This window comes from Prochlorococcus sp. MIT2302, from assembly GCF_059772385.1.
Genome location: NZ_CM186285.1, coordinates 937,173 through 956,578, shown reverse-complemented (window position 1 = coordinate 956,578; position 19,406 = coordinate 937,173). Strand labels below are relative to the sequence as shown.

Annotated in this window: 19 protein-coding genes; 12 read left to right on the top strand and 7 right to left on the bottom strand. The window is 35.4% G+C overall.

Features of this window, described 5'->3' with window-relative positions; genetic code table 11:
* Window positions 1–64 precede the first annotated feature (64 nt).
* The 4 genes from serA to AC6EI2_RS05630 all read left to right on the top strand — a co-directional run bounded on the left by serA (window position 65) and on the right by AC6EI2_RS05630 (window position 3,732).
* Entirely contained in the window at window positions 65–1,651 is a 1,587-nt protein-coding gene (gene serA, locus AC6EI2_RS05645) for a phosphoglycerate dehydrogenase (RefSeq protein WP_498463409.1), read from the top strand.
* Between the two features lie 25 nt (window positions 1,652–1,676).
* The gene (prmA, locus tag AC6EI2_RS05640) at window positions 1,677–2,588 is read left to right on the top strand and encodes a 50S ribosomal protein L11 methyltransferase (RefSeq protein ID WP_498463408.1); all 912 of its coding nucleotides are present in this window, start codon (window positions 1,677–1,679) and stop codon (window positions 2,586–2,588) included.
* A 437-nt stretch (window positions 2,589–3,025) separates the two neighbouring features.
* Window positions 3,026–3,415 carry a DUF8632 family protein gene (locus AC6EI2_RS05635; RefSeq protein WP_498463407.1) on the top strand — a complete coding sequence of 130 codons (390 nt, stop codon included), beginning with the start codon at window positions 3,026–3,028 and terminating at the stop codon, window positions 3,413–3,415.
* Between the two features lie 125 nt (window positions 3,416–3,540).
* Window positions 3,541–3,732 carry a hypothetical protein gene (locus AC6EI2_RS05630; RefSeq protein ID WP_158467090.1) on the top strand — a complete coding sequence of 64 codons (192 nt, stop codon included), beginning with the start codon at window positions 3,541–3,543 and terminating at the stop codon, window positions 3,730–3,732.
* A 74-nt stretch (window positions 3,733–3,806) separates the two neighbouring features.
* On the opposite strand, the gene AC6EI2_RS05625 is transcribed toward AC6EI2_RS05630, so the two are convergent.
* Together AC6EI2_RS05625 and AC6EI2_RS05620 are read right to left on the bottom strand one after the other, a co-directional pair.
* Window positions 3,807–4,355, bottom strand: a complete 549-nt coding sequence (locus AC6EI2_RS05625) for a pentapeptide repeat-containing protein (protein ID WP_498463406.1) — start codon at window positions 4,353–4,355, stop codon at window positions 3,807–3,809.
* A 74-nt stretch (window positions 4,356–4,429) separates the two neighbouring features.
* Window positions 4,430–5,386: a ribonuclease Z gene (locus tag AC6EI2_RS05620; protein WP_498463405.1), complete on the bottom strand. Its 957-nt coding sequence runs from the start codon at window positions 5,384–5,386 to the stop codon at window positions 4,430–4,432.
* A 97-nt stretch (window positions 5,387–5,483) separates the two neighbouring features.
* On the opposite strand from AC6EI2_RS05620, the gene AC6EI2_RS05615 reads away from it, so the two are divergent.
* Window positions 5,484–6,701, top strand: a complete 1,218-nt coding sequence (locus AC6EI2_RS05615; protein ID WP_498463404.1) for a SpoIID/LytB domain-containing protein — start codon at window positions 5,484–5,486, stop codon at window positions 6,699–6,701.
* A gap of 51 nt (window positions 6,702–6,752) precedes the next feature.
* Here the strand turns inward: AC6EI2_RS05615 and truB are convergent, their stop codons facing one another.
* A complete protein-coding gene (gene truB, locus AC6EI2_RS05610) occupies window positions 6,753–7,691 on the bottom strand; it encodes a tRNA pseudouridine(55) synthase TruB (RefSeq protein WP_498463403.1) in 939 nt (312 codons plus the stop codon).
* A 96-nt stretch (window positions 7,692–7,787) separates the two neighbouring features.
* Here truB and AC6EI2_RS05605 point away from each other — a divergent pair, with 96 nt between their 5' ends.
* Window positions 7,788–8,534: a class I SAM-dependent methyltransferase gene (locus AC6EI2_RS05605; protein ID WP_498463402.1), complete on the top strand. Its 747-nt coding sequence runs from the start codon at window positions 7,788–7,790 to the stop codon at window positions 8,532–8,534.
* Between the two features lies 1 nt (window position 8,535).
* On the opposite strand, the gene rpmA is transcribed toward AC6EI2_RS05605, so the two are convergent.
* Both rpmA and rplU read right to left on the bottom strand, forming a co-directional pair.
* Window positions 8,536–8,808 carry a 50S ribosomal protein L27 gene (rpmA, locus tag AC6EI2_RS05600; RefSeq protein WP_498463401.1) on the bottom strand — a complete coding sequence of 91 codons (273 nt, stop codon included), beginning with the start codon at window positions 8,806–8,808 and terminating at the stop codon, window positions 8,536–8,538.
* 29 nt (window positions 8,809–8,837) lie between these two features.
* A complete protein-coding gene (rplU, locus tag AC6EI2_RS05595; protein ID WP_498463400.1) occupies window positions 8,838–9,263 on the bottom strand; it encodes a 50S ribosomal protein L21 in 426 nt (141 codons plus the stop codon).
* Between the two features lie 173 nt (window positions 9,264–9,436).
* On the opposite strand from rplU, the gene kaiB reads away from it, so the two are divergent.
* Window positions 9,437–9,760, top strand: coding sequence for a circadian clock protein KaiB (gene kaiB / locus AC6EI2_RS05590; protein WP_498463399.1), 324 nt, complete (start codon window positions 9,437–9,439; stop codon window positions 9,758–9,760).
* Between the two features lie 130 nt (window positions 9,761–9,890).
* Window positions 9,891–11,393, top strand: a complete 1,503-nt coding sequence (gene kaiC, locus AC6EI2_RS05585) for a circadian clock protein KaiC (RefSeq protein ID WP_498463398.1) — start codon at window positions 9,891–9,893, stop codon at window positions 11,391–11,393.
* Between the two features lie 3 nt (window positions 11,394–11,396).
* Here the strand turns inward: kaiC and AC6EI2_RS05580 are convergent, their stop codons facing one another.
* Window positions 11,397–13,466 (bottom strand): HAMP domain-containing sensor histidine kinase, encoded by a 2,070-nt coding sequence (locus AC6EI2_RS05580; protein ID WP_498463397.1) that lies wholly within the window; start codon window positions 13,464–13,466, stop codon window positions 11,397–11,399.
* Window positions 13,467–13,481: 15 nt separating this feature from the next.
* The gene (gene purD / locus AC6EI2_RS05575) at window positions 13,482–14,795 is read right to left on the bottom strand and encodes a phosphoribosylamine--glycine ligase (RefSeq protein WP_498463396.1); all 1,314 of its coding nucleotides are present in this window, start codon (window positions 14,793–14,795) and stop codon (window positions 13,482–13,484) included.
* A 189-nt stretch (window positions 14,796–14,984) separates the two neighbouring features.
* Here purD and purC point away from each other — a divergent pair, with 189 nt between their 5' ends.
* The 4 genes from purC to fabZ all read left to right on the top strand — a co-directional run bounded on the left by purC (window position 14,985) and on the right by fabZ (window position 19,402).
* On the top strand, window positions 14,985–15,728 hold the full coding sequence (gene purC, locus AC6EI2_RS05570; protein ID WP_498463395.1) for a phosphoribosylaminoimidazolesuccinocarboxamide synthase: 744 nt from the start codon (window positions 14,985–14,987) through the stop codon (window positions 15,726–15,728).
* 54 nt (window positions 15,729–15,782) lie between these two features.
* Window positions 15,783–18,086: a BamA/TamA family outer membrane protein gene (locus AC6EI2_RS05565; RefSeq protein ID WP_498463394.1), complete on the top strand. Its 2,304-nt coding sequence runs from the start codon at window positions 15,783–15,785 to the stop codon at window positions 18,084–18,086.
* Window positions 18,086–18,931 carry a UDP-3-O-acyl-N-acetylglucosamine deacetylase gene (lpxC, locus tag AC6EI2_RS05560; protein WP_498463393.1) on the top strand — a complete coding sequence of 282 codons (846 nt, stop codon included), beginning with the start codon at window positions 18,086–18,088 and terminating at the stop codon, window positions 18,929–18,931. The genes AC6EI2_RS05565 and lpxC overlap by 1 nt, the downstream gene beginning before the upstream one ends.
* 63 nt (window positions 18,932–18,994) lie before the next feature.
* The gene (gene fabZ, locus AC6EI2_RS05555; RefSeq protein WP_498463463.1) at window positions 18,995–19,402 is read left to right on the top strand and encodes a 3-hydroxyacyl-ACP dehydratase FabZ; all 408 of its coding nucleotides are present in this window, start codon (window positions 18,995–18,997) and stop codon (window positions 19,400–19,402) included.
* Window positions 19,403–19,406: the final 4 nt, after the last annotated feature.

The following is a 19,406-nucleotide window of genomic DNA, read 5'->3' as shown; positions in this document are numbered from 1 at the left end:
ACATAATTCTGGCCAGCAGCAAATAGATCACTAAAGTTCAGATCGGCACGTTTATCGCCCTTTAATGACGAAAGTTCTTGTTTCTGATCCAATTGATCAAGCAGGTATAGATATTCTTACTCAGGTTGCTCAGGTTGACCAAAAAGTAGGTCTTTCGATAGATGAGTTAAAGAATATTATTAGTGATTATGATGGTTTAATGATCCGCTCAGGAACTCAAGTTACCTCAGATGTGATTGCTGAGGCTAAGAAATTAAGAATCATTGGTAGAGCTGGAGTTGGAGTTGATAATGTTGATGTTCCAAGTGCTACTAAAAAGGGTGTCTTAGTTGTAAATTCTCCAGGTGGGAACACGATTGCAGCAGCAGAGCATGCTTTGGCAATGATTCTTTCATTATCTAGAAATATTCCTCAAGCACATGCAAGTATGTTTTCTGGAGGTTGGGATCGCAAAAAATATGTAGGGAATGAGCTTTATAAGAAAACTTTAGGAGTAGTTGGACTTGGCAAGATTGGATCTCATGTAGCAAAGGTCGCGAATGCAATGGGTATGGAAGTCATAGGATTTGATCCTTTCGTTTCAACTGAAAGAGCTCAGCAAATGCAGGTTCGATTAAGTGATATTGAAGAGTTGTTCAAGCAATCTGATTATGTAACCCTTCATCTTCCAAGGACAACTGATACAGAGAATTTAGTTGATATGGACCTTTTGAAAAAAATGAAACCAACTGCAAGATTGGTGAATTGTGCAAGGGGCGGAATTATTAATGAAAATGATTTAGCTAATGCATTAGTAGAAAATGTGATACAAGGTGCCGCAATCGATGTGTATGCAAAAGAACCTTTAGCTGAGAACTCCCCTCTACGCGCAGTTAAAAAAGGCTTGGTACTTACTCCTCATTTAGGTGCTTCAACTGTTGAGGCACAACAAAATGTAGCTATTGATGTTGCAGAACAAATTAGAGATGTTCTTTTGGGTTTGCCTGCACGCAGCGCGGTAAATATTCCTGGTCTAAGCGCAGAGATAATGGATAGTCTTAAACCACATTTAAAACTTGCGGAGACATTAGGATTGTTAGTTAGTCAAATTTCAGGGGGACAGATTCAAAAATTAGAAGTTCGTTTGCAGGGAGAATTCGCTCAACATCCATCTCAGCCGCTAGTTATTGCTACTTTGAAGGGATTACTTACTAGTGCATTGGGAGATAAAATTAATTATGTAAACGCTTCATTGGAAGCAAAAGCACGCGGTATTGATGTCGTCGAAATTAAGGATGAATTGAGCCCAGAGTTTGCTCGAGGCTCTTTACAGTTGGATAGTTTTAGCGACAAAGGTGGACATAGCGTTTCTGGTACTGTTTTTGGTGATGGTGATCTCGGTATTACAAGTATTGATGAGTACCCGATAAATTTTGTGCCAAGTAGACATATGCTTTTCACGAGGCATAGGGACATGCCTGGAATTATTGGTCAGATAGGCTCACTTCTTGGAAAATACAATGTTAATATTGCCTCAATGCAAGTAGGAAGAAGGATCGTTCGAGGTGAGGCAGTTATGGTTTTAAGTATCGATGACCCTATTCCATCTGAGTTGCTTGGCTCAATTCTTTCAATGCAAGGAATAAACGAAGCTCATTCTGTGACTTTATAATTTGTTAGTTGAGCAGAATACAGAGTTGAATAATTCTCAGATTATTTGGTTGAGATTGGAGCAAGAAATTGCAGTTGAGCTAGAAGATTCTTTTTATTGGCTTTTGAGCAAGCTAGATATTCATAGATTCTCTTTAGAGCATGATCCATCAAACAATTCCACTGAAAAACTGTTTGTATGGCTTCCTTTGAATGAATGGTTGATTAAGGATCAAGAGATCTTAGTCCAATCATTTATTTCGTTAGCAAAACCTTTTGACTTGACTTTGCCTGCATGCAAATGGATAAAAGTGAAAGATGAAGATTGGAGCTTAAGTTGGAAAAAAAACTGGAAACCTGATCCCGTAGGAAAATCAATCTTAATTTTACCTGCATGGTTAGATGTCCCTGAGCAATTTCTAGAACGAAAAATTATTCGCTTAGACCCAGGTAGTGCTTTTGGAACTGGTAGTCATCCCTCTACGCGTTTATGTATTGAATTCTTGGACAACGACCCTCCAGTAGGTCAAACTATCGCTGATTTGGGCTGTGGTAGTGGAATATTATCTTTGGCTGCATTGAAATTAGGAGCTAAGACCTCATTCTCTGTTGATACCGATTCTCTAGCAATATCTGCCACTAAAATTAATTCTGATTTGAATTGCCTCCCTGAAAACAGCTTAAATGTTTTCATTGGTTCTATCGGTGAAGTCGAGGCGAATATGCCCGATAAAAAAATTGATTTAATTCTCTGCAATATCTTGGCACCTGTAATTAAATCACTTGGTCCGAGTTTCGAAAAAATTGTTAATAACAAAGGTAAACTGATTTTATCTGGTTTATTAGTTGAGCAAATTAAAGAACTTCAAGAATTCTTTTTATCACTTGGTTGGAAAGTTCTTGAAATTAAGACAAAAGATAAATGGGCCTTACTGGCATTGAGTCAATATTTACCTTGAATTAAATAAATTCAAAATTGCTAAATTAACAACTTTCATGAAGTCTTTTAAGATCACTTTTAGTAATAAGTTTAGTGGTCTTAGAGAAATCATCGATATCCCTAATGATAAATATATTCTTGATGCTGCTTGTTAAAAAAACTTTAGCTTTCTTACTTTTGTCGATCGAGAGTATGTTCAACTTGTTTCGGTAAATTAGAAAGAAGAGTTTGACAAACAGGATCAAAGTTTTTTTTGATGATGATCAAATAAAAAAGGTTATGTTTTTCGTTGCATCTCTGACAGCTGGCTGTCTAATTAGAACTCATGTGAAGAGAAAATGTATTGATATTAATTTTTTCGAAAGATTCTTATTGTTTTGCTAGCCATGTATCTCCTTTTTCGCCAGAATTTATCCTGTGTGCTCATGGGCGCAAATAAATTTATTTATTGATTAATTGATTTCAGAAGTTTTACCAACCGATAAAGTTAAAGATCTTTTAGATCATGGTTCTATTCACTCAAGTGTTGGTGGTCAATTTAGTTATAGGGTTCTAGGCCCTTGTTGTCGTCTTTATGACCGTGAAGAATTACCTTGGCCTTGTTGCAGGCTTTCATGGAGAGGGAGGGAGCCTAGTTGGAAAAGAGTTGGCAAAAGATTTGTTCCTGATATCGCAGCACAAAAATGCCCATCTTATTCCGTTGAGATAATCCAACCTGGAGAGAGACCTACAAAAATGATTTTGACATCATATTCTGAACGATTAGATTCAAATATTGAGGAATGGTGGTATAGCAAACGTCCTCGTTCAAGAGTTAGCACAAATATTGCGCCTCAAGCTGTATGAATTTAAGAAAATTGAAAATCCTTTTTGGATTTAAAGTGATGAAGATATGAAGCATTTCACGTTAAAATTCATACCATTTTTCAAAATTGAAGGATAATTGTAAGCAATTAAATTTCAACAAAGGGATGAACTTCGACTATCACGCTGTTGCTTCTGCTGCCACTGCTGCTATTCCATTGGCTGCGGGAGCTGCTGGGGTTGGCTATTTTATATTGCGCCAAAAAGGCTTTGGCTTTGGCACCTCACATTTGCTTGTTGGCCTGCCAATGTTTGCGGTTGGCGGAGCTGCAGCGGCTTTCTTCCTTATCACAAAATAAAAAAGTTAGTTTTCAACCTAATAAAAAAGGGGCCAATGGCCCCTTTTTTATTAGGTGTTAAATTTTGGAGAAATTTAAGTACCTGGGTTGAAACCCTGACCTTTGGTCGCGGGGACATATCCAGCACCTCTAGTGCTACAACCAAGACTATCGGCTGTGCTTCCAGTAGCTACCTCACAAAGCTTTTTCTGTTGACTTCTATCAAGTACAGCATCTGTAAAGTCAGCACCTTCGATGGTTACACCATCAAAAACACTCTTTAGAAGCTCTGCACCGGTGAGTTTTACGTTTGTGAGGTTCGCATTATCAAACCTAGTTGCATAAGCAATGACATTTGTCATGTTCGCACCTGTTAGGTCAGCATTTTTTAAACTAGAAACACTGAAATAAGCACCTGTAAAATTTGCCTCACCAAGATCTTTTCCTGATAAGTCGTACTTTACATATTCTGTATTTTGCAAGTCCTGACCATGCAAGCTGTCATCTATAGCGTCTACTGATGAAGGATCGCTGGGATACAGGGCACTTGCAGATAAAGGACTAATGCTGAGACTTACAAGCACAGGTATCAAGATAAATAGTCTTGTAAGTGACCGTTTAAGGGAAGAAATAAGAGAATCCATTAATAACGCCAGCGATTGACGGAAGCACCAAACTCGACCATTGTTTCATGTAGTGGCAATTCATAGGCAAGGGATCAAGAACTGTTGCAGCGTTTTTTTAGGTCAATTTGTAAAAAGTCTTTTGCCAACTGAGTATTTGGAAAAATTGCTTTTGCTTCATTAAGCAAATCATTAGGAGTTGTTTCATTCCCAGGGGTATATCTCGGGCTTAAATGAGTCAAAATTAATTGATTTACGTTCGCTTTTGCAGCAATTTGAGCCGCCATAGTGGAAGTAGAATGACCTCTTTGATAAGCCATCTCGGTTTCTTGGTAACCATATGTAGCTTCATGAATTAATAGGTCAGCCTCTCGCGAAAAATCAACTGCGGATTCTGTATAAACAGTATCCGTGCAGTAAACCATGCTGATGCCAGCTCTAGGAGGCCCGCAGAATTCTTTTCCAGAAAAAATTCGTCCATCATCTAAGCGCACTTCCTCTCCTCTTTGGAGTGCGGCATATACGGGGCCAGGTGGTATTTTTTGTGATTTTGCTTTATCTATGTCGAATCTGCCTGGTCGGGATTTCTGATTCACTCTGTAAGCAAAAGAGGGAATTCGATGCTTAAGAGGAGCAACTTTTACTTCTAAATTGGAATCTTCAAATAAAATTTCTTTTTGAAAAGCAGAATTTTCTACCCTATGGAATTTTAATGAGTAAGCCAATCTGCTGGAACTGTTATATAAGCAAGCATCAATAAAATTTTTAAGAGGTGCAGGTCCATAAAGCTCAATTCCAGAGCTGCTTCCAGCCAACCCAATACTTGATAAAAGTCCTGGTAGGCCATACACATGATCACCATGCATATGAGTTATGAATATTTTTTTTATTTGAGATAGTTTAAGGTTGCTTCTCATGAATTGATGTTGAGTACCTTCACCACAATCAAACAACCACAAATCTGATCTTTGTGGAGGCTTTAGTACCATCGCTGATACGTTTCTAGTTAGAGTTGGAACTCCTGAGCTTGTTCCTAGAAAAGTGACTTGCAAGTTTCTCCTCTTTAGTACATGGTGCCATTCAAAGCTTTGACCACTGGTAGATCTTCTATCTTATAGGCAGAATTAGTACCTAAATTCAATTTTTATTGTGAGCACGTCACTTAAAAGTAGTAAGGGATGGGCCATGATTTTTTTAGCTATATTTTTCATCTCCCCATTAAAGTCAATTGCTGCTAAAGATCCAGTAATAAGAGTCTTAATTGGTCAAGAAAAAAAGGCAAGATTTAGAGCAGATGGTGCTAAATCTTTTTTTGTTAAAGGGATTTCTTCTAAACAAAGATCTATTAAATCTATAAATATAATTTACGATAATGGCAATGTTAACTATTCTATTAACAACAATAAAAATTCTTGGTTTGAATTACCTAAGAACTTTAATTTAATAATCAGAAATAATGATGATAGAGGGATTTGGTATAAAAATAGAAGATATGCGGGAGACTTAAGAATTTCTTTGAATGATCAAAATTTGCAAATAATAAATTCTTTAAACTTAGAGAAATATTTAAAAAGTGTTGTCGGTAGTGAAATGCCTAAAGAATTTCCACTTGCAGCACTTCAAGCTCAAGCAATAGCAGCTAGGACTTATGCTTTAAAACTTTTAGACGGGAATCAATCCTTTGATATTCATTCAACTCAAGAAAGTCAAGTTTATTTAGGACTTGAAGCTGAAACAGCAAAAATAAATAGAGCAGTCAAAAGTACAAGATCACTTGCTTTGTTTTATAAAAATAAACTTATAGAGGCAGTTTTTCACAGTAGCTCTGGAGGGAGGACTGAGAATAGTGGCACAGTTTGGAAGTATCAATTACCTTATTTAAAAAGTGTTATTGACTATGATCAAAACGGTGAAAAGTATAGATGGAGTAATAAATTTACCTTAGGAGAGTTAGACAAGATCTTTCCTGACTTGGGTGGAGTAAACAGTATACAAATTATTAATAAAAGCAATACCGATCGAGTTTTGAAAATTAAACTTTATGGATTGAATGGGAATAAGAATATTTCTGGGAAGAACTTTAGAAAAAAATTTAAATTGCTTAGTACTAAATTTGATGTTTATTTAAAATATAAACAAACTAATTTGGATAATAAATTGAATATTTATAATAAAGTTTTCAATGATATAGCTCCTCAACCTCTACCGGAGATTCCAAAAGATTATTTCTTATTAGTGAGAGGTTATGGAGCTGGGCATGGGGTAGGAATGAGCCAATGGGGTGCTAAAGCAATGGCTGAAAGAGGATCAAGTTTTCGTGAAATCCTTAAACATTATTATACGGGAGTACAAATAAAAACCTATTAGGTAAATATTATTAGTTATGGATTAATATTATAAGTTTTATATTTTATGAGTTTAACCAATTGCATTAAAAACAACCTTAGGCTTAATTGCATAACTTTCATCTAAAACTGCTATCCCAAGGATTTTATTTTCAATATCCAATACTAAAATATTATTAATATTACTATTTTCAATTTCTTTGTTCTTAGATAACTTTAAACGTTTTGTATTATTTTGAAAACTTATCTTTCTTCCTGAGCGCCAACTAATAATCTCCTCTTCAGAAATTAATTTAAAAGAAGAAAGATGTTCAAAAAAAATATTAGGGTTAAAAACTTTAGGTTTATTTTTTTCTGGATAAAATTCTGATTTCTCAGGAAGTAGTACTGAATGATTCTCGTTAAAATTAAAGGCTTTGGTGCGTCTCAACTTTTTTAAATGACCACCGCATCCAATTTTATCTCCAATATCTCTAGCCAAGGATCTAATGTATGTTCCTGCTGAGCAGTCGACGTCAACTAATAACTCACCATTACTTGGTGACCAGCTTATTAAATTTAATTTGTTTATGGTTATTTTTTTAGGTTTCAAATCAAATTTTTCTCCTTTTCTTGCTTTCTTATAAGCTCTCTCTCCTTTTACATGAACACTAGAGAAAATAGGGGGCTTTTGTAATATCTCTCCTCTGAAATTTTCAAGTATACAATCTATATCATTTTTGCTAATTAATGGCAAAATTTTTGATTCTATGATTTCTCCTTGCATATCATCAGTATTAGTAGTAATCCCCAACTTAATGATTCCTGTATAGGCTTTAGAGCCTTGTAAATAAGGGATTAATCTCGTCGCATCACCTATTGCTATTGGTAGTACACCAGTAACTGAGGGATCTAGGGTTCCACTATGTCCAATTTTTTTGATATCAAATACTTTTCGAAGTCTATTCACGCAATCATGAGAAGTAAGCCCAGCAGGCTTATCAATGACAACAAATCCAAAAGGCTTTTCCAAAATTTATATTGTAGGTTGAGGCTCACTTAAAAAGATTGTTCAAGTAACCTTGAACATTTAAAGTTATAACTCAGTGTGTTCAGTGAGCCAAATAATATGACCAATTTAGATCTAAGTATTTCCTGCTTCCTTAAAAATGGCTTTAATTTAAAAAAACACCTTATTGATTTCCTTCAAATAAATAATGATCAACTAGATCAAAGGTTAATTAACGGAGTTCATGATTTGGCGGCTCTGCATCCAGGAGCCTTTACTGAAAAAAATGCAGGTGATTTTTATGAGGCAGAAGTTGGAGATGCTCATTTGATAGACCTTGCATCTTGGCATTTAAATAGTTCTAATTACATAGCTGATACTCTTCGTTTACAACAAAAATTTGCCTCTGGAAAAGTTTTGGATTTTGGCGGGGGTATTGGTACGCATGCTCTGGCTGCATCATTTTTGCCAGATGTTGAACATGTTTGGTTTGTGGATCTTAATCCTCAAAACCGTAGTTTTGTAGAACATAGATCTAAGGAATTGGGTATAGAAAATAAGATTTCAGTTTTTAGAGATTTAGAAAGCACCTCTGATGTGATTTTTGATTCTCTTATTTGTTTTGATGTCTTAGAACATCTTCCAGATCCAGCAAAACAACTGAGAATATTTTTGGAAAAACTTTCACCAGAAGGAATAGCTCTACTGAATTGGTATTTTTACAAAGGTAAAAACGGAGAATATCCATTCCATTTTGATGATCCTGTTCTTATTGAGAATTTCTTTTCAACCTTACAATTAAACTTTATAGAAGTGTTCCATCCTTTTTTAATTACTGCTCGAGCTTATAAACCTTTAAAAAAATAAACTAAACAGCTTTAGCAGTAGATATATTGATTCTTTTTCTATTCCTTAACCCTCTTCGGATACTTTCAAAATGAACTGAACCATCAGCTAGGGCGAAAAGAGTATCATCTTTTCCTCTCCCTACATTAATCCCTGGGAGTATAGATGTGCCTCTTTGGCGAATGAGAATAGATCCCGCAGTTACTTTTTCACCACCATAAGCTTTTACCCCAAGTCTTTTGGAGTTTGAGTCTCTCCCATTCCTTGTGGATCCAGTACCTTTCTTATGAGCCATGATTTATGGAATTTTTTAGTTTTTTACTTCTAAGATTCTACTTTAGCAGTAGTGGTTTTGGTGTCTTTTGTCTCTTTAGATTTTTTGGGTTTTGATCCTAATGATATTGATTGAACTAAAACTCTCGTTAGTTCTTGACGATGTCCATTTTTTCTTCTTGTCTTTTTCTTTGGTCTCATTTTATAAACTATTATTTTTGGACCTCTTCTATGTTCTAAGACTTTAATTTCTACTTTCGCATCTTTTACGTAAGGTTTCCCAAGCTTTAAATCTTTACCATCGTTAAGCAGAAGCACTTTCTCAAGAGTCAAAACATCATTAACTTCTGCATGGCATCTGTCTAAATCGTAATAACGGTTGGGTTGAAGCCAAAATTGTTTTCCTGAGGCTTCGACTATCGCGTAAGTTTTATCTTGTGTAGTGTTCTTTGTGGGAGTTGATTTTTTATCAGCCATAATTATTGGTGACACGTTAAGGCTCGAAATAAAATAAAAAAGGGTTTCCTTTTTTTTAATCGATTAAGCCTTAATCGTAATCGAAAAACAAACTAACATTCTGGCTTTTTGTTGGTTATTTAGTCAAGATCTAAGTAGGGCAAATGTTCTATTGATTTTTAAGAGGTTTTTAAATGAGTGCAAGAAAGACATATATCCTTAAGCTTTATGTGGCTGGGAATACTCCCAACTCTATGAGGGCTTTGAACACTCTGAGAGAAATCCTAGAAAGTGAATTTAAAGGTGTCTATGCTCTTAAAGTTATTGATGTTTTAAAAAGTCCTCAATTAGCCGAGGAAGATAAAATCCTTGCAACGCCAACTTTATCTAAGATATTACCCCCACCTGTCCGAAGAATCATTGGCGACCTTTCAGATAGAGAAAAGGTGCTAATTGGATTGGACCTTTTGTACGATGAACTTTCAGATCAAGAAATGTTTTACTCTTCTGATAAATAATTTAGCTAATTAAACAAGAAGTAAATGAATTCTTAAGCCCAACCTATAACTAAGCAATTTTTAGTGTTTGTTGATTATGTTTTACATATAACAGCTTTAAGCGTTCTTTAATAGAAAAATTCGATCAAACATGCATGTTCAAAAACTCCCAACTGGGATCGAGGGCTTTGATGATATTTGTCATGGTGGGTTGCCTAATGCACGCAGCACTTTAGTTAGCGGAACATCAGGGACTGGTAAAACAGTTTTTTCTCTGCAATATCTTCATCATGGAATTTGTAATTTTGATGAACCTGGGATTTTTGTTACTTTTGAAGAATCACCTCTAGACATTGTTCGAAATGCCGCAAGTTTTGGTTGGGATTTACAAGAATTAATTGATCAAAATAAACTTTTTATTTTAGATGCATCTCCAGACCCAGAAGGACAAGATGTCGCTGGAAGTTTTGATTTGTCTGGGTTAATTGAAAGGATTAGTTATGCCATTAGAAAGTTCAAAGCTAAGAGAGTGGCTATAGATTCAATGACAGCAGTTTTTCAACAATATGACGCTATTTATGTTGTTAGAAGAGAGATTTTTCGACTTATCGCAAGACTAAAAGAAATAGGAGTGACTACTGTTATGACCACTGAAAGAATAGATGAATATGGTCCAATTGCTAGATATGGAGTTGAAGAATTTGTTTCTGACAATGTTGTGATTTTAAGAAATGTTTTAGAAGCAGAGAAGAGGAGAAGAACTGTAGAAATTTTGAAATTAAGAGGAACTACTCATATGAAGGGAGAATTCCCTTTCACAATGGGTCCCCAAGGAATAGTTGCATTTCCTTTAGGTGCAATGAGATTGACTCAAAGGTCATCAAATATTCGCATAAGTTCTGGTGTCCCTGATTTGGATGAAATGTGTGGAGGAGGATATTTTCAAGATTCAATTATTCTTGCAACTGGTGCGACCGGTACTGGGAAAACCATGTTGGTTTCTAAGTTTGTTGAAGATGCGTATAAACATAAAGAACGAACAATCCTTTTTGCATATGAAGAGTCAAGAGCTCAACTACTAAGGAATGCAACTAGTTGGGGGATTGATTTTGAAAAAATGGAAGCTGATGGATTATTGAAGATTATTTGTGCTTATCCAGAGTCAACTGGGTTGGAAGATCATCTTCAAATTATTAAATCAGAGATTACTGATTATAAACCTTCCAGGATGGCAATCGATTCATTATCTGCACTGGCAAGAGGTGTAAGCTTAAATGCATTTAGACAGTTCGTTATTGGAGTAACTGGTTACGCAAAACAAGAAGAAATAGCTGGATTCTTTACTAATACTGCAGAAGAATTTATGGGAAGCCACTCGATTACTGATTCCCATATTTCGACGATAACTGATACTATTTTGCTTTTACAGTATGTAGAAATAAGAGGGGAAATGGCAAGAGCAATAAATGTTTTTAAGATGCGGGGATCATGGCATGACAAAAGAATACGTGAATATATCATTACTAATGAAGGCCCTGAGATTAAAGATTCATTCTCTAATTTTGAACAAATTTTTAGTGGAGCCCCTCATCGAATTAATCCTGAAGAGCAAATTCCTGGTGTTTTTAAAACCATTGAAATGAAAGAAGAGTGATTTCTAATTTATTAAAGACTTGTCATTTTCAATTTCCCAATTTTTTCTTGCAGATTTAAGTAATAACTGATCAGAATCCGAATCTTCAAGAGGGAGCTCAAACCAGAAAGTCGTTCCTGTATTTGGTTCACTAGCCATTCTTATTTCACTCCCATGTTTGTCGACGATACCTTTGACAATTGAAAGCCCTAATCCAGTACCTATTTCCGTATGAACTGAATCCTCAACTCTGTAAAAACGTTCAAATATTCTTTGTTGATCTATTTCAGAGATACCACATCCTGTATCAGACACTTCAACTCTTATTTTTGGCATTGGAGATAATATCTCACAATGTGGAGCCTTGTTATCTTGATCAACTGGGGAAGCAACGCATATGTCGGGCCATGTGTATGCCTTTAAATTTATTGTTCCTCCTTCTTTGCTGAATTTGAGAGCATTGCCAACAAGGTTATCTAAAACTTGTAAGATCATATCCCAATTCCCTAAAACAAAAGCTAAATTATTTTCAACATTTAGTAAGAGTTTTACATTTTTATCTTCAGCATTAAGTTTATAGTTCCTGAGGGTTTGTTCCATAGCTTCTTTTATACTTAGTGATTCTAATTGGATTGTTCTTCCAGACTCCAGTTTGGATAAGTCAAGAACATCATTGACCAAACGAGTAAGTCTATCTGTCTCTGAATTTGCAACACCCAGAAACTCTTTTTGCTCATCTTTTGTAAGCTGTTCACCTAAGTCGTATAGTGTCTCTACATAGCTTTTAATATTAAATAATGGCGTTCTTAATTCGTGCGAAACGTTACTGATGAATCTTTTTTGTGCTGCGTTTAATTGAACTTCCCTAGTGAGATCTTGAACGGTAACAGCGATACCTTTGATGTTTTCTCCTGTTGTATCTCTAACGGACTTTAAAACTATACGAAGTGTTCTTGGGGGTTCGTCAAGATTGCTGCGCAAATCATCGCTGTCTCCAAAATTATTTAAAAGAGAAGTTATTGGAGTTTCGAGCTCTTTCGCGAGGGAATCAGGAAGTTGATTTAGCAATTTTTGACCTTCAAGATTTCTTCCTTCCCATCGAAACAGTCTTCTAGCAGTTGGATTTACTAAAACAATATTTCCTTGTTCATCAATCAGAAGTGCTCCATCTGCCATGGTGGCTATTAAAGACTGCTGCTTAACTTGAGCAGCTTTTAATTCTTCAATATTTGCCGCATCATAGTCTTCTAGTCTTGACGCCATTGCATTAAACCCATTTAAGAGTTCTCCAAGTTCTCCACTCATAGGTAGATCTACTCTTGATTTAAAATTACCTTTAGCAATCTCCCTAACTCCAATAACTAATTCTTTGATGGGACGAGTGATTGTTAGAGCATTAAATACTGCGCCAATTATTACTAAAACCCAAATAGAAATAAACACAGCAACTGTAATCTCTCTTGTTAATGCTGCTGTGGCAAGAGCTTTTTTATTTGGTGTTACTCCAAGAGCTAATGTGCCAAGGTACTCACCTTTCCAAAGCATTGGAACAAAAACGTCAGTTACTTGACCTTGAGGAGTTGAATGTTGCCTGACTAGTGGGAATTGAGGTTGTTTTTTTAATTCACTTGGGAGTTTAAGTTTTCTGGTGAGTTGTAAGGCGCCTTCCTCTTCGGATTCCTTGGTCGTTGCGCTGACAGGAATACCCAGTTTCACTAAGCCATCGGGGTCAGTGAAGAAAATGTACCTTAAATTTCTGCTTGAACGCCAAAACTTCTCTGCTACGTTAAAAAGTTCTCTTGTTTGATTTTTTGCAACTAATTCTGTGACATTCCCCGATAATAATAATCCTAAATCTCTGGCATATCTTGTATCGTTCATGCCTGCATCTTTTTGTATACTACTCAGAGCAAAGAACGTAATAAGTGTCATTATAAAACTAACTACTAGTGTTCCAAATGCTAGTAACTTTGATCTCAGATTAAATCTTGACCACCATAAATATATTTTTTCTAATATGCTTAATTCATTTTGAAAGCTACCGTCTTTTGACGAAGAAAAGGAATTATTTTGTTTTAAATTTGAATTATTCATTTAATCTCAATTAAATTAAATATTCCTAACTTGATAACCAATATCTTTGCGATAGTGCATATCATCAAACTTGATTTTTTTCATATTAGAGTAAGCCAAGTTGAAAGCCTCGTCAAAGGTTTCTCCCTGAGCAACTACTGAAAGAACTCTTCCTCCTGATGTAATTATATTGCCAGATTTGTCTACCTCGGTTCCTGCGTGAAAAATTTGTAGAGAAGAATTTGAATCAATATCCATATTAATTTCGTCACCTTTTCGAGGACTTTCAGGATATCCTTTAGATGCGGCAACAATACAGGCACTTCGTTTTGCCTTGAATGTAAGTTTTGGAGCATTTCTTAACTCTCCTTTGGCACAAGCAAAAATTACTGATGAAAATTCTTTTCCCATTAATGGCATTAAGGCTTGACATTCTGGGTCGCCAAAACGACAGTTAAATTCAATAACTTTTGGCCCAGATTTTGTGAGCATTAATCCTGCATAAATAACTCCTATGTATTTGATATTCTTTTTTTTCAGACCTTTTAAAGTAGGGATAAGAACAAGCTCCGTTAAGTCATCAATCTCTTGTTGATTGAGTAAAAGTGCAGGAGCGTAAGCTCCCATTCCACCAGTGTTTGGCCCATTATCTCCCTCGAGTAATCTTTTGTGATCCTGGGCTGGAGGAAGAATAACTAAGTTGTCTCCATCACAAAGAGCAAAAATAGAAACTTCTGGCCCTTCAATTGTTTCTTCGAGAATAATTTTATTTCCTGCAGATCCAAACTTTCCAGAAAATACTTCATTAATTGCTTCCCTAGATTTCTCAATTGTTTGACAAACGGTTACGCCTTTACCTGCAGCAAGACCGTCTGCTTTGACAACAAGTGGTTTATTGAATCTTTGAAGAATTTTCAAGGCTTCTTCTTTAGAGCCCGCAGTCCAGTACTTTGCTGTAGGGATATTGTTCTCTATCATCAGACCCTTAGCCCAGCCTTTGCTTGCTTCTAGTTGAGCACCTTCTTTCCCGGGACCAAAGACTATTAAATCTGCTTCACGCAGTTTGTCTGCCAAGCCTTCAGCTAAAGGGACTTCAGGACCGATGATGACCAAATCAATTTGAAGTCTTTTGCACTCATTAATAATTGCTTTTTCATCTTTGGATTTTGGTCTCAGGCATATACATTTTTCAAAATTGGTTGTACCACCATTCCCTGGGCAAACATATATTTTTTCTATGGATTGATTTTTTGATAGAGCCCAAGCAATAGAATTTTCTCTTCCTCCATTCCCAACTATTAATACCCTTCTTAATTCAGCTAATTCTTCTGGCTTTTGATTCTTTGTCATAGTTGTTCTCTTGCTGCAATGAAAAATAGTTTTAGTGGAGCGTTAATTACCTTTTAATTTTTAGAAAATATATTTCTTGAAGAAAAGTTATTAAGTTGTTTGAAAGTTAGTTTTTTAAAAAAAATTGTTTTGATTGAGGTGATTTTTTTAGCATTGTCTATTTATACTAATTAGATAACAGAGGTATTAATGAATCATATCGAAAGGTCACTAATTTATGAAGGAAAGGCAAAACGGATTTTTGCGACTGAAAATCCAGATAGGGTTTTAATAGAGTTCAAGAATGATGCTACTGCTTTTAACGCAAAAAAACGATCACTGATCGAAGGGAAAGGTCGATTAAATTGCAAAATCTCTGCTGCTCTTTTTAAATTGCTTGAATCTAATGGAATTCCAACCCATTTTTTAGAACTCCATTCGGAAACCTTTATGATTGCGGATAAAATTAATGTAATACCTTTGGAGGTTGTTATTCGCAATATTGCAACAGGTTCATTATGTAGAGAAACACCAATACATCAAGGAACAATATTAGATCCTCCTCTACTAGATTTATATTATAAAGATGATGAATTAGGAGATCCTATACTTACAGAAAGAAGATTGAAGTTGCTTAATATAATATCCTCTTCTCAGATAGAAGAGGTAGAGAAAATTACTAGAAGTGTAAACAAAATTTTAAAAGAATATTTTGATTCACTTGATTTACTATTGGTCGACTTTAAATTAGAATTTGGCCTTAACTCATCAGGAAAACTTGTGTTGGCGGATGAAATAAGTCCAGATAATTGTAGGTTTTGGGATAAGAAAAATTCTGACCCTAGGGAACGTATCCTTGACAAAGACCGCTTTCGGCAAGATCTTGGAGGTGTTATTGATGCATATGAGGAGATTCTGAAACGGATAGAAAAAGAGTCTTCTAACGCTTTTTAATCAAATCATTCTTGGCTAAGAATCACTTTATTTTACTGAATTATTTTGAAATCTATGTTCAAAAGACACACTCTATCTAAGAAGAAATTAAAAAACAAAAGCATATATGCTATTGCTTTAGTATTTCCTTTTATTAGCCTTTTTGGAGAAACTAAAGCTTCTAAAATAATCTTAGGTGAAGATCAATTATTTGTTGAAAAAGTTTTTACTGATAGTGTTCAATATATGGGTCAAATCAATAATAATAAATTTAATTTAAAGCTTAATGATTTGTTGATAGCTGATGAAATGAATCAAAAAGACGAAAATACCGTAGCTGAAGAAAAAAGAGTTTTAATTTCTGAAATAATTATTGAGGGACTTGAAGACCATCCTGACAAAGAGAATTTAGAAGTTATTGCTTATGATGCAATGTTAATTAGGCCTGGTAGTAAGGTGATAAAAGAGGAAGTAAAGAAGGATTTAGATAGAATTTATTCAACAGGTTGGTTCTCAGGTGCAAAAATTGAATCTTTAGAGAGTCCTTTAGGAGTTCAACTTTTGATTAAAGTTGAACCTAATCCGATATTCAATGAGATAAATATTCTTCCTTTGGAAAGAAAACTTTCAAATAATAAATTAAATGAGATTTTTGATGATGATTACGGAAAAACTTTAAATTTAAATACCCTTCAGATAAGAATTAAAGAAATTAAAGATTGGTATAATGCAAATGGATACTCATTAGCAAGGATATCTGGACCAAGTCGTGTAACCAAATCTGGTATAGTAGAACTTAATATCCAAGAAGGATATATTTCAGGTATTGAGATTAGCTTTATAGATGAAGATGGCAATATAGAAGATGAAAAAGGGAGAAAAATAAAAGGGAAAACGAAAAAATGGGTAATTGAAAGAGAATTATTAACCAAAGTTGGAGATGTTTTTAATAGAAATAAATTAGAATCAGATATAAAAAGACTATATGCAACATCACTTTTTAATGATGTAAAAGTCACTCTTAAACCAGTTAGCTCTAAGCCTGGAAATATTATAATTTCATTAGGTATTACAGAACAAAGAACGGGTTCTTTGACAGGAGGTCTTGGTTACAGCGGAGCGCAAGGAGTCTTTGGTCAGATTGGTTTGCAAGAGTCCAATTTAATTGGAAGATCATGGTCATCAAATATGAATTTGACCTATGGTGAATATGGAGCCCTTTTGAATATTTCCTTATATGACCCCTGGATTAAAAATGATAAACACAGAACATCTTTTAGAACTTCATTGTATTTAAGTAGAGAAGTTCCTCAAGAACTTAGAAGTCAAGATGGGGGAAGTATAAGAGGAGTTATAGATAGATATGAGGCGTCTAATTCTTCGATAAGTTATGATATTAATCAATCCCAAAAATTGGATATAAATAATAATAATATTCTAATAGAAACTGGACCATTTACGAATCTTTCTTCGGCTAAGTCTTCAGCACCTCAGTTTAGCTGGTTTGATTATGAGGGTGACTCTATTGTCTTGGAGCGAACAGGAGGTGGCTTCTCTTTCGCAAGGCCATTAAATGGTGGTCAGCCACTAAAAAAGGTTCCTTGGAGTGTACTTATTGGTGCAAATTTCCAGAAAGTCAAACCAATAGATTACGCAGGAGATAAAAGACCTTATGGAGTGGCATCTACAAATTTTAAAGAAGGTATCGTCCCAAAGGACGAAGTTATTTGTGTAGCATTTAACTGTTCTTCAGAAAATACACTTATTAGTGTTAAAAGTGCCGTTACTTACAATAATTTAAATAATTCAAGAAATCCTACCTCTGGAGATTATTTCACTCTTGGTTCAGAACAATTTATTACTTTAGGGGAGAATTCTCCCGCTTTTAATAGATCTAGGGTAAGTTATTCACGTTTTTTTCCTGTAAATTGGCTTAAGTTTCATAAGGGTTGTCGTCCAAAGTCTGGTGAAAAATTAAATTGCTCTCAGTCGTTAGGTTTTCAGGCAAAGATTGGAACAATTATTGGTGAGCTACCTCCTTATGAAGCATTTTGCTTGGGTGGAACTAACTCTGTTCGAGGTTGGAACTCTTGTGATCTAGGTGTTGCGAGAAATTATGGAGAGGCAACAGCAGAATATAGATTTCCTATTTGGCGGTTAGTCTCTGGAGTCATATTTGTTGACGCAGGATCTGATTTTGATTCTCAATCGAATGTCCCTGGGAAGCCTGGAAAAATCCTTGAAAAACCAGGGTCTGGTTTTTCAGTTGGACCTGGAGCAGTTATAAATACACCTGTTGGCCCAATTCGGATAGAGGCAGCGAGTCAAGATTTTAGTGGTAATTGGCGATATAACATCGGTATAGGCTGGAAATTCTAGTGTTCTCATTCCCCAATGATTATGAACAAGGTTGGACGCTTAAAACCGAAATTATAAAAGATGGCGTTGGATTGCATACAGGTCTAAAATGTAAAGTCATTATCAAGCCAACAGAATTAACCGGGTTTTACATCTCTTTTTCGGACGAACCTAGCAACGTGATTCCTATTGATATTTCTCAAGTACGAAATACTCCTTTATGCACAACCCTTGACCTGAATGGAAAAAAAGTATCTACTGTTGAACACTTGTTGGCTTCATTAATTGGCGCAGGCTTGACTCATGTACATATAGAAATATTTGGTAGTGAGATCCCTTTACTTGATGGTTCTGCGATTGGTTGGATCGAGGAAATTGAAAAGGTGGGAATAACCAGCTCGACTTCAGCTCCTAGACCAAGGCCAGAAATAAAATCTCCAATATTTGTAAGCCAAGGTGAGAGTGTAATTTTTGCTAAACCATCAAAAAATTTGAAATTGATAGGTTTGATTGATTTCCCGTACAAGGCAATTGGTCAGCAAATTTTCTCTATTGAGATGTCTCCAAATAATTTTGTTAAAGAAATTGCACCTGCTCGAACTTTTGGCTTTCTTGATCAGTTAGAAGAATTAAAGAAAGCCGGCCTAATTAAAGGAGGATCTCTTGAAAATGCATTGGTTTGTAATGGTGATTCTTGGGTTAATCCACCCTTAAGATTTCCAAATGAACCAGTGCGTCATAAATTGCTTGACTTTATTGGAGATCTAGCTTTTGTTGGATTACCGAGAGCGGTGATTTTTGTTTATAAAGGGTCTCACTCTCTTCATGCTGAATTTGCAGCTTCTCTTCAAAAGGTATTAACTTAATTAAATCTGATTTTGACTGACATCTCTTCTTCTCAACCTCTTGTTTTAAATAGCGAGCAAATAATGGGGCTTTTACCTCATAGGTATCCTTTTGCGCTTGTTGACAGAGTGATTGAACATGATCCAGGGAAAAAAGCGGTGGCAATAAAGAATGTCACTCTCAATGAGCCTCAATTTCAAGGCCATTTCCCTGAAAAGCCATTAATGCCAGGGGTTTTAATAGTAGAAGCAATGGCTCAGGTAGGTGGCTTGATCGTTTCTCAAATGCCTGATCTTCCAAAAGGACTGTTTGTTTTCGCTGGAATTGATTCGGTTCGTTTTAAGCGTCCAGTGGTCCCTGGGGATCAATTGTTAATCTCTTGCGAATTGATAAGCATTAAAAGGAAGAGATTTGGAAAAATTAGGGGCGAGGCCAAAGTTGATAATACATTGGTTTGTTCTGGAGATTTGATGTTTTCTCTTTTGGATTGATCTG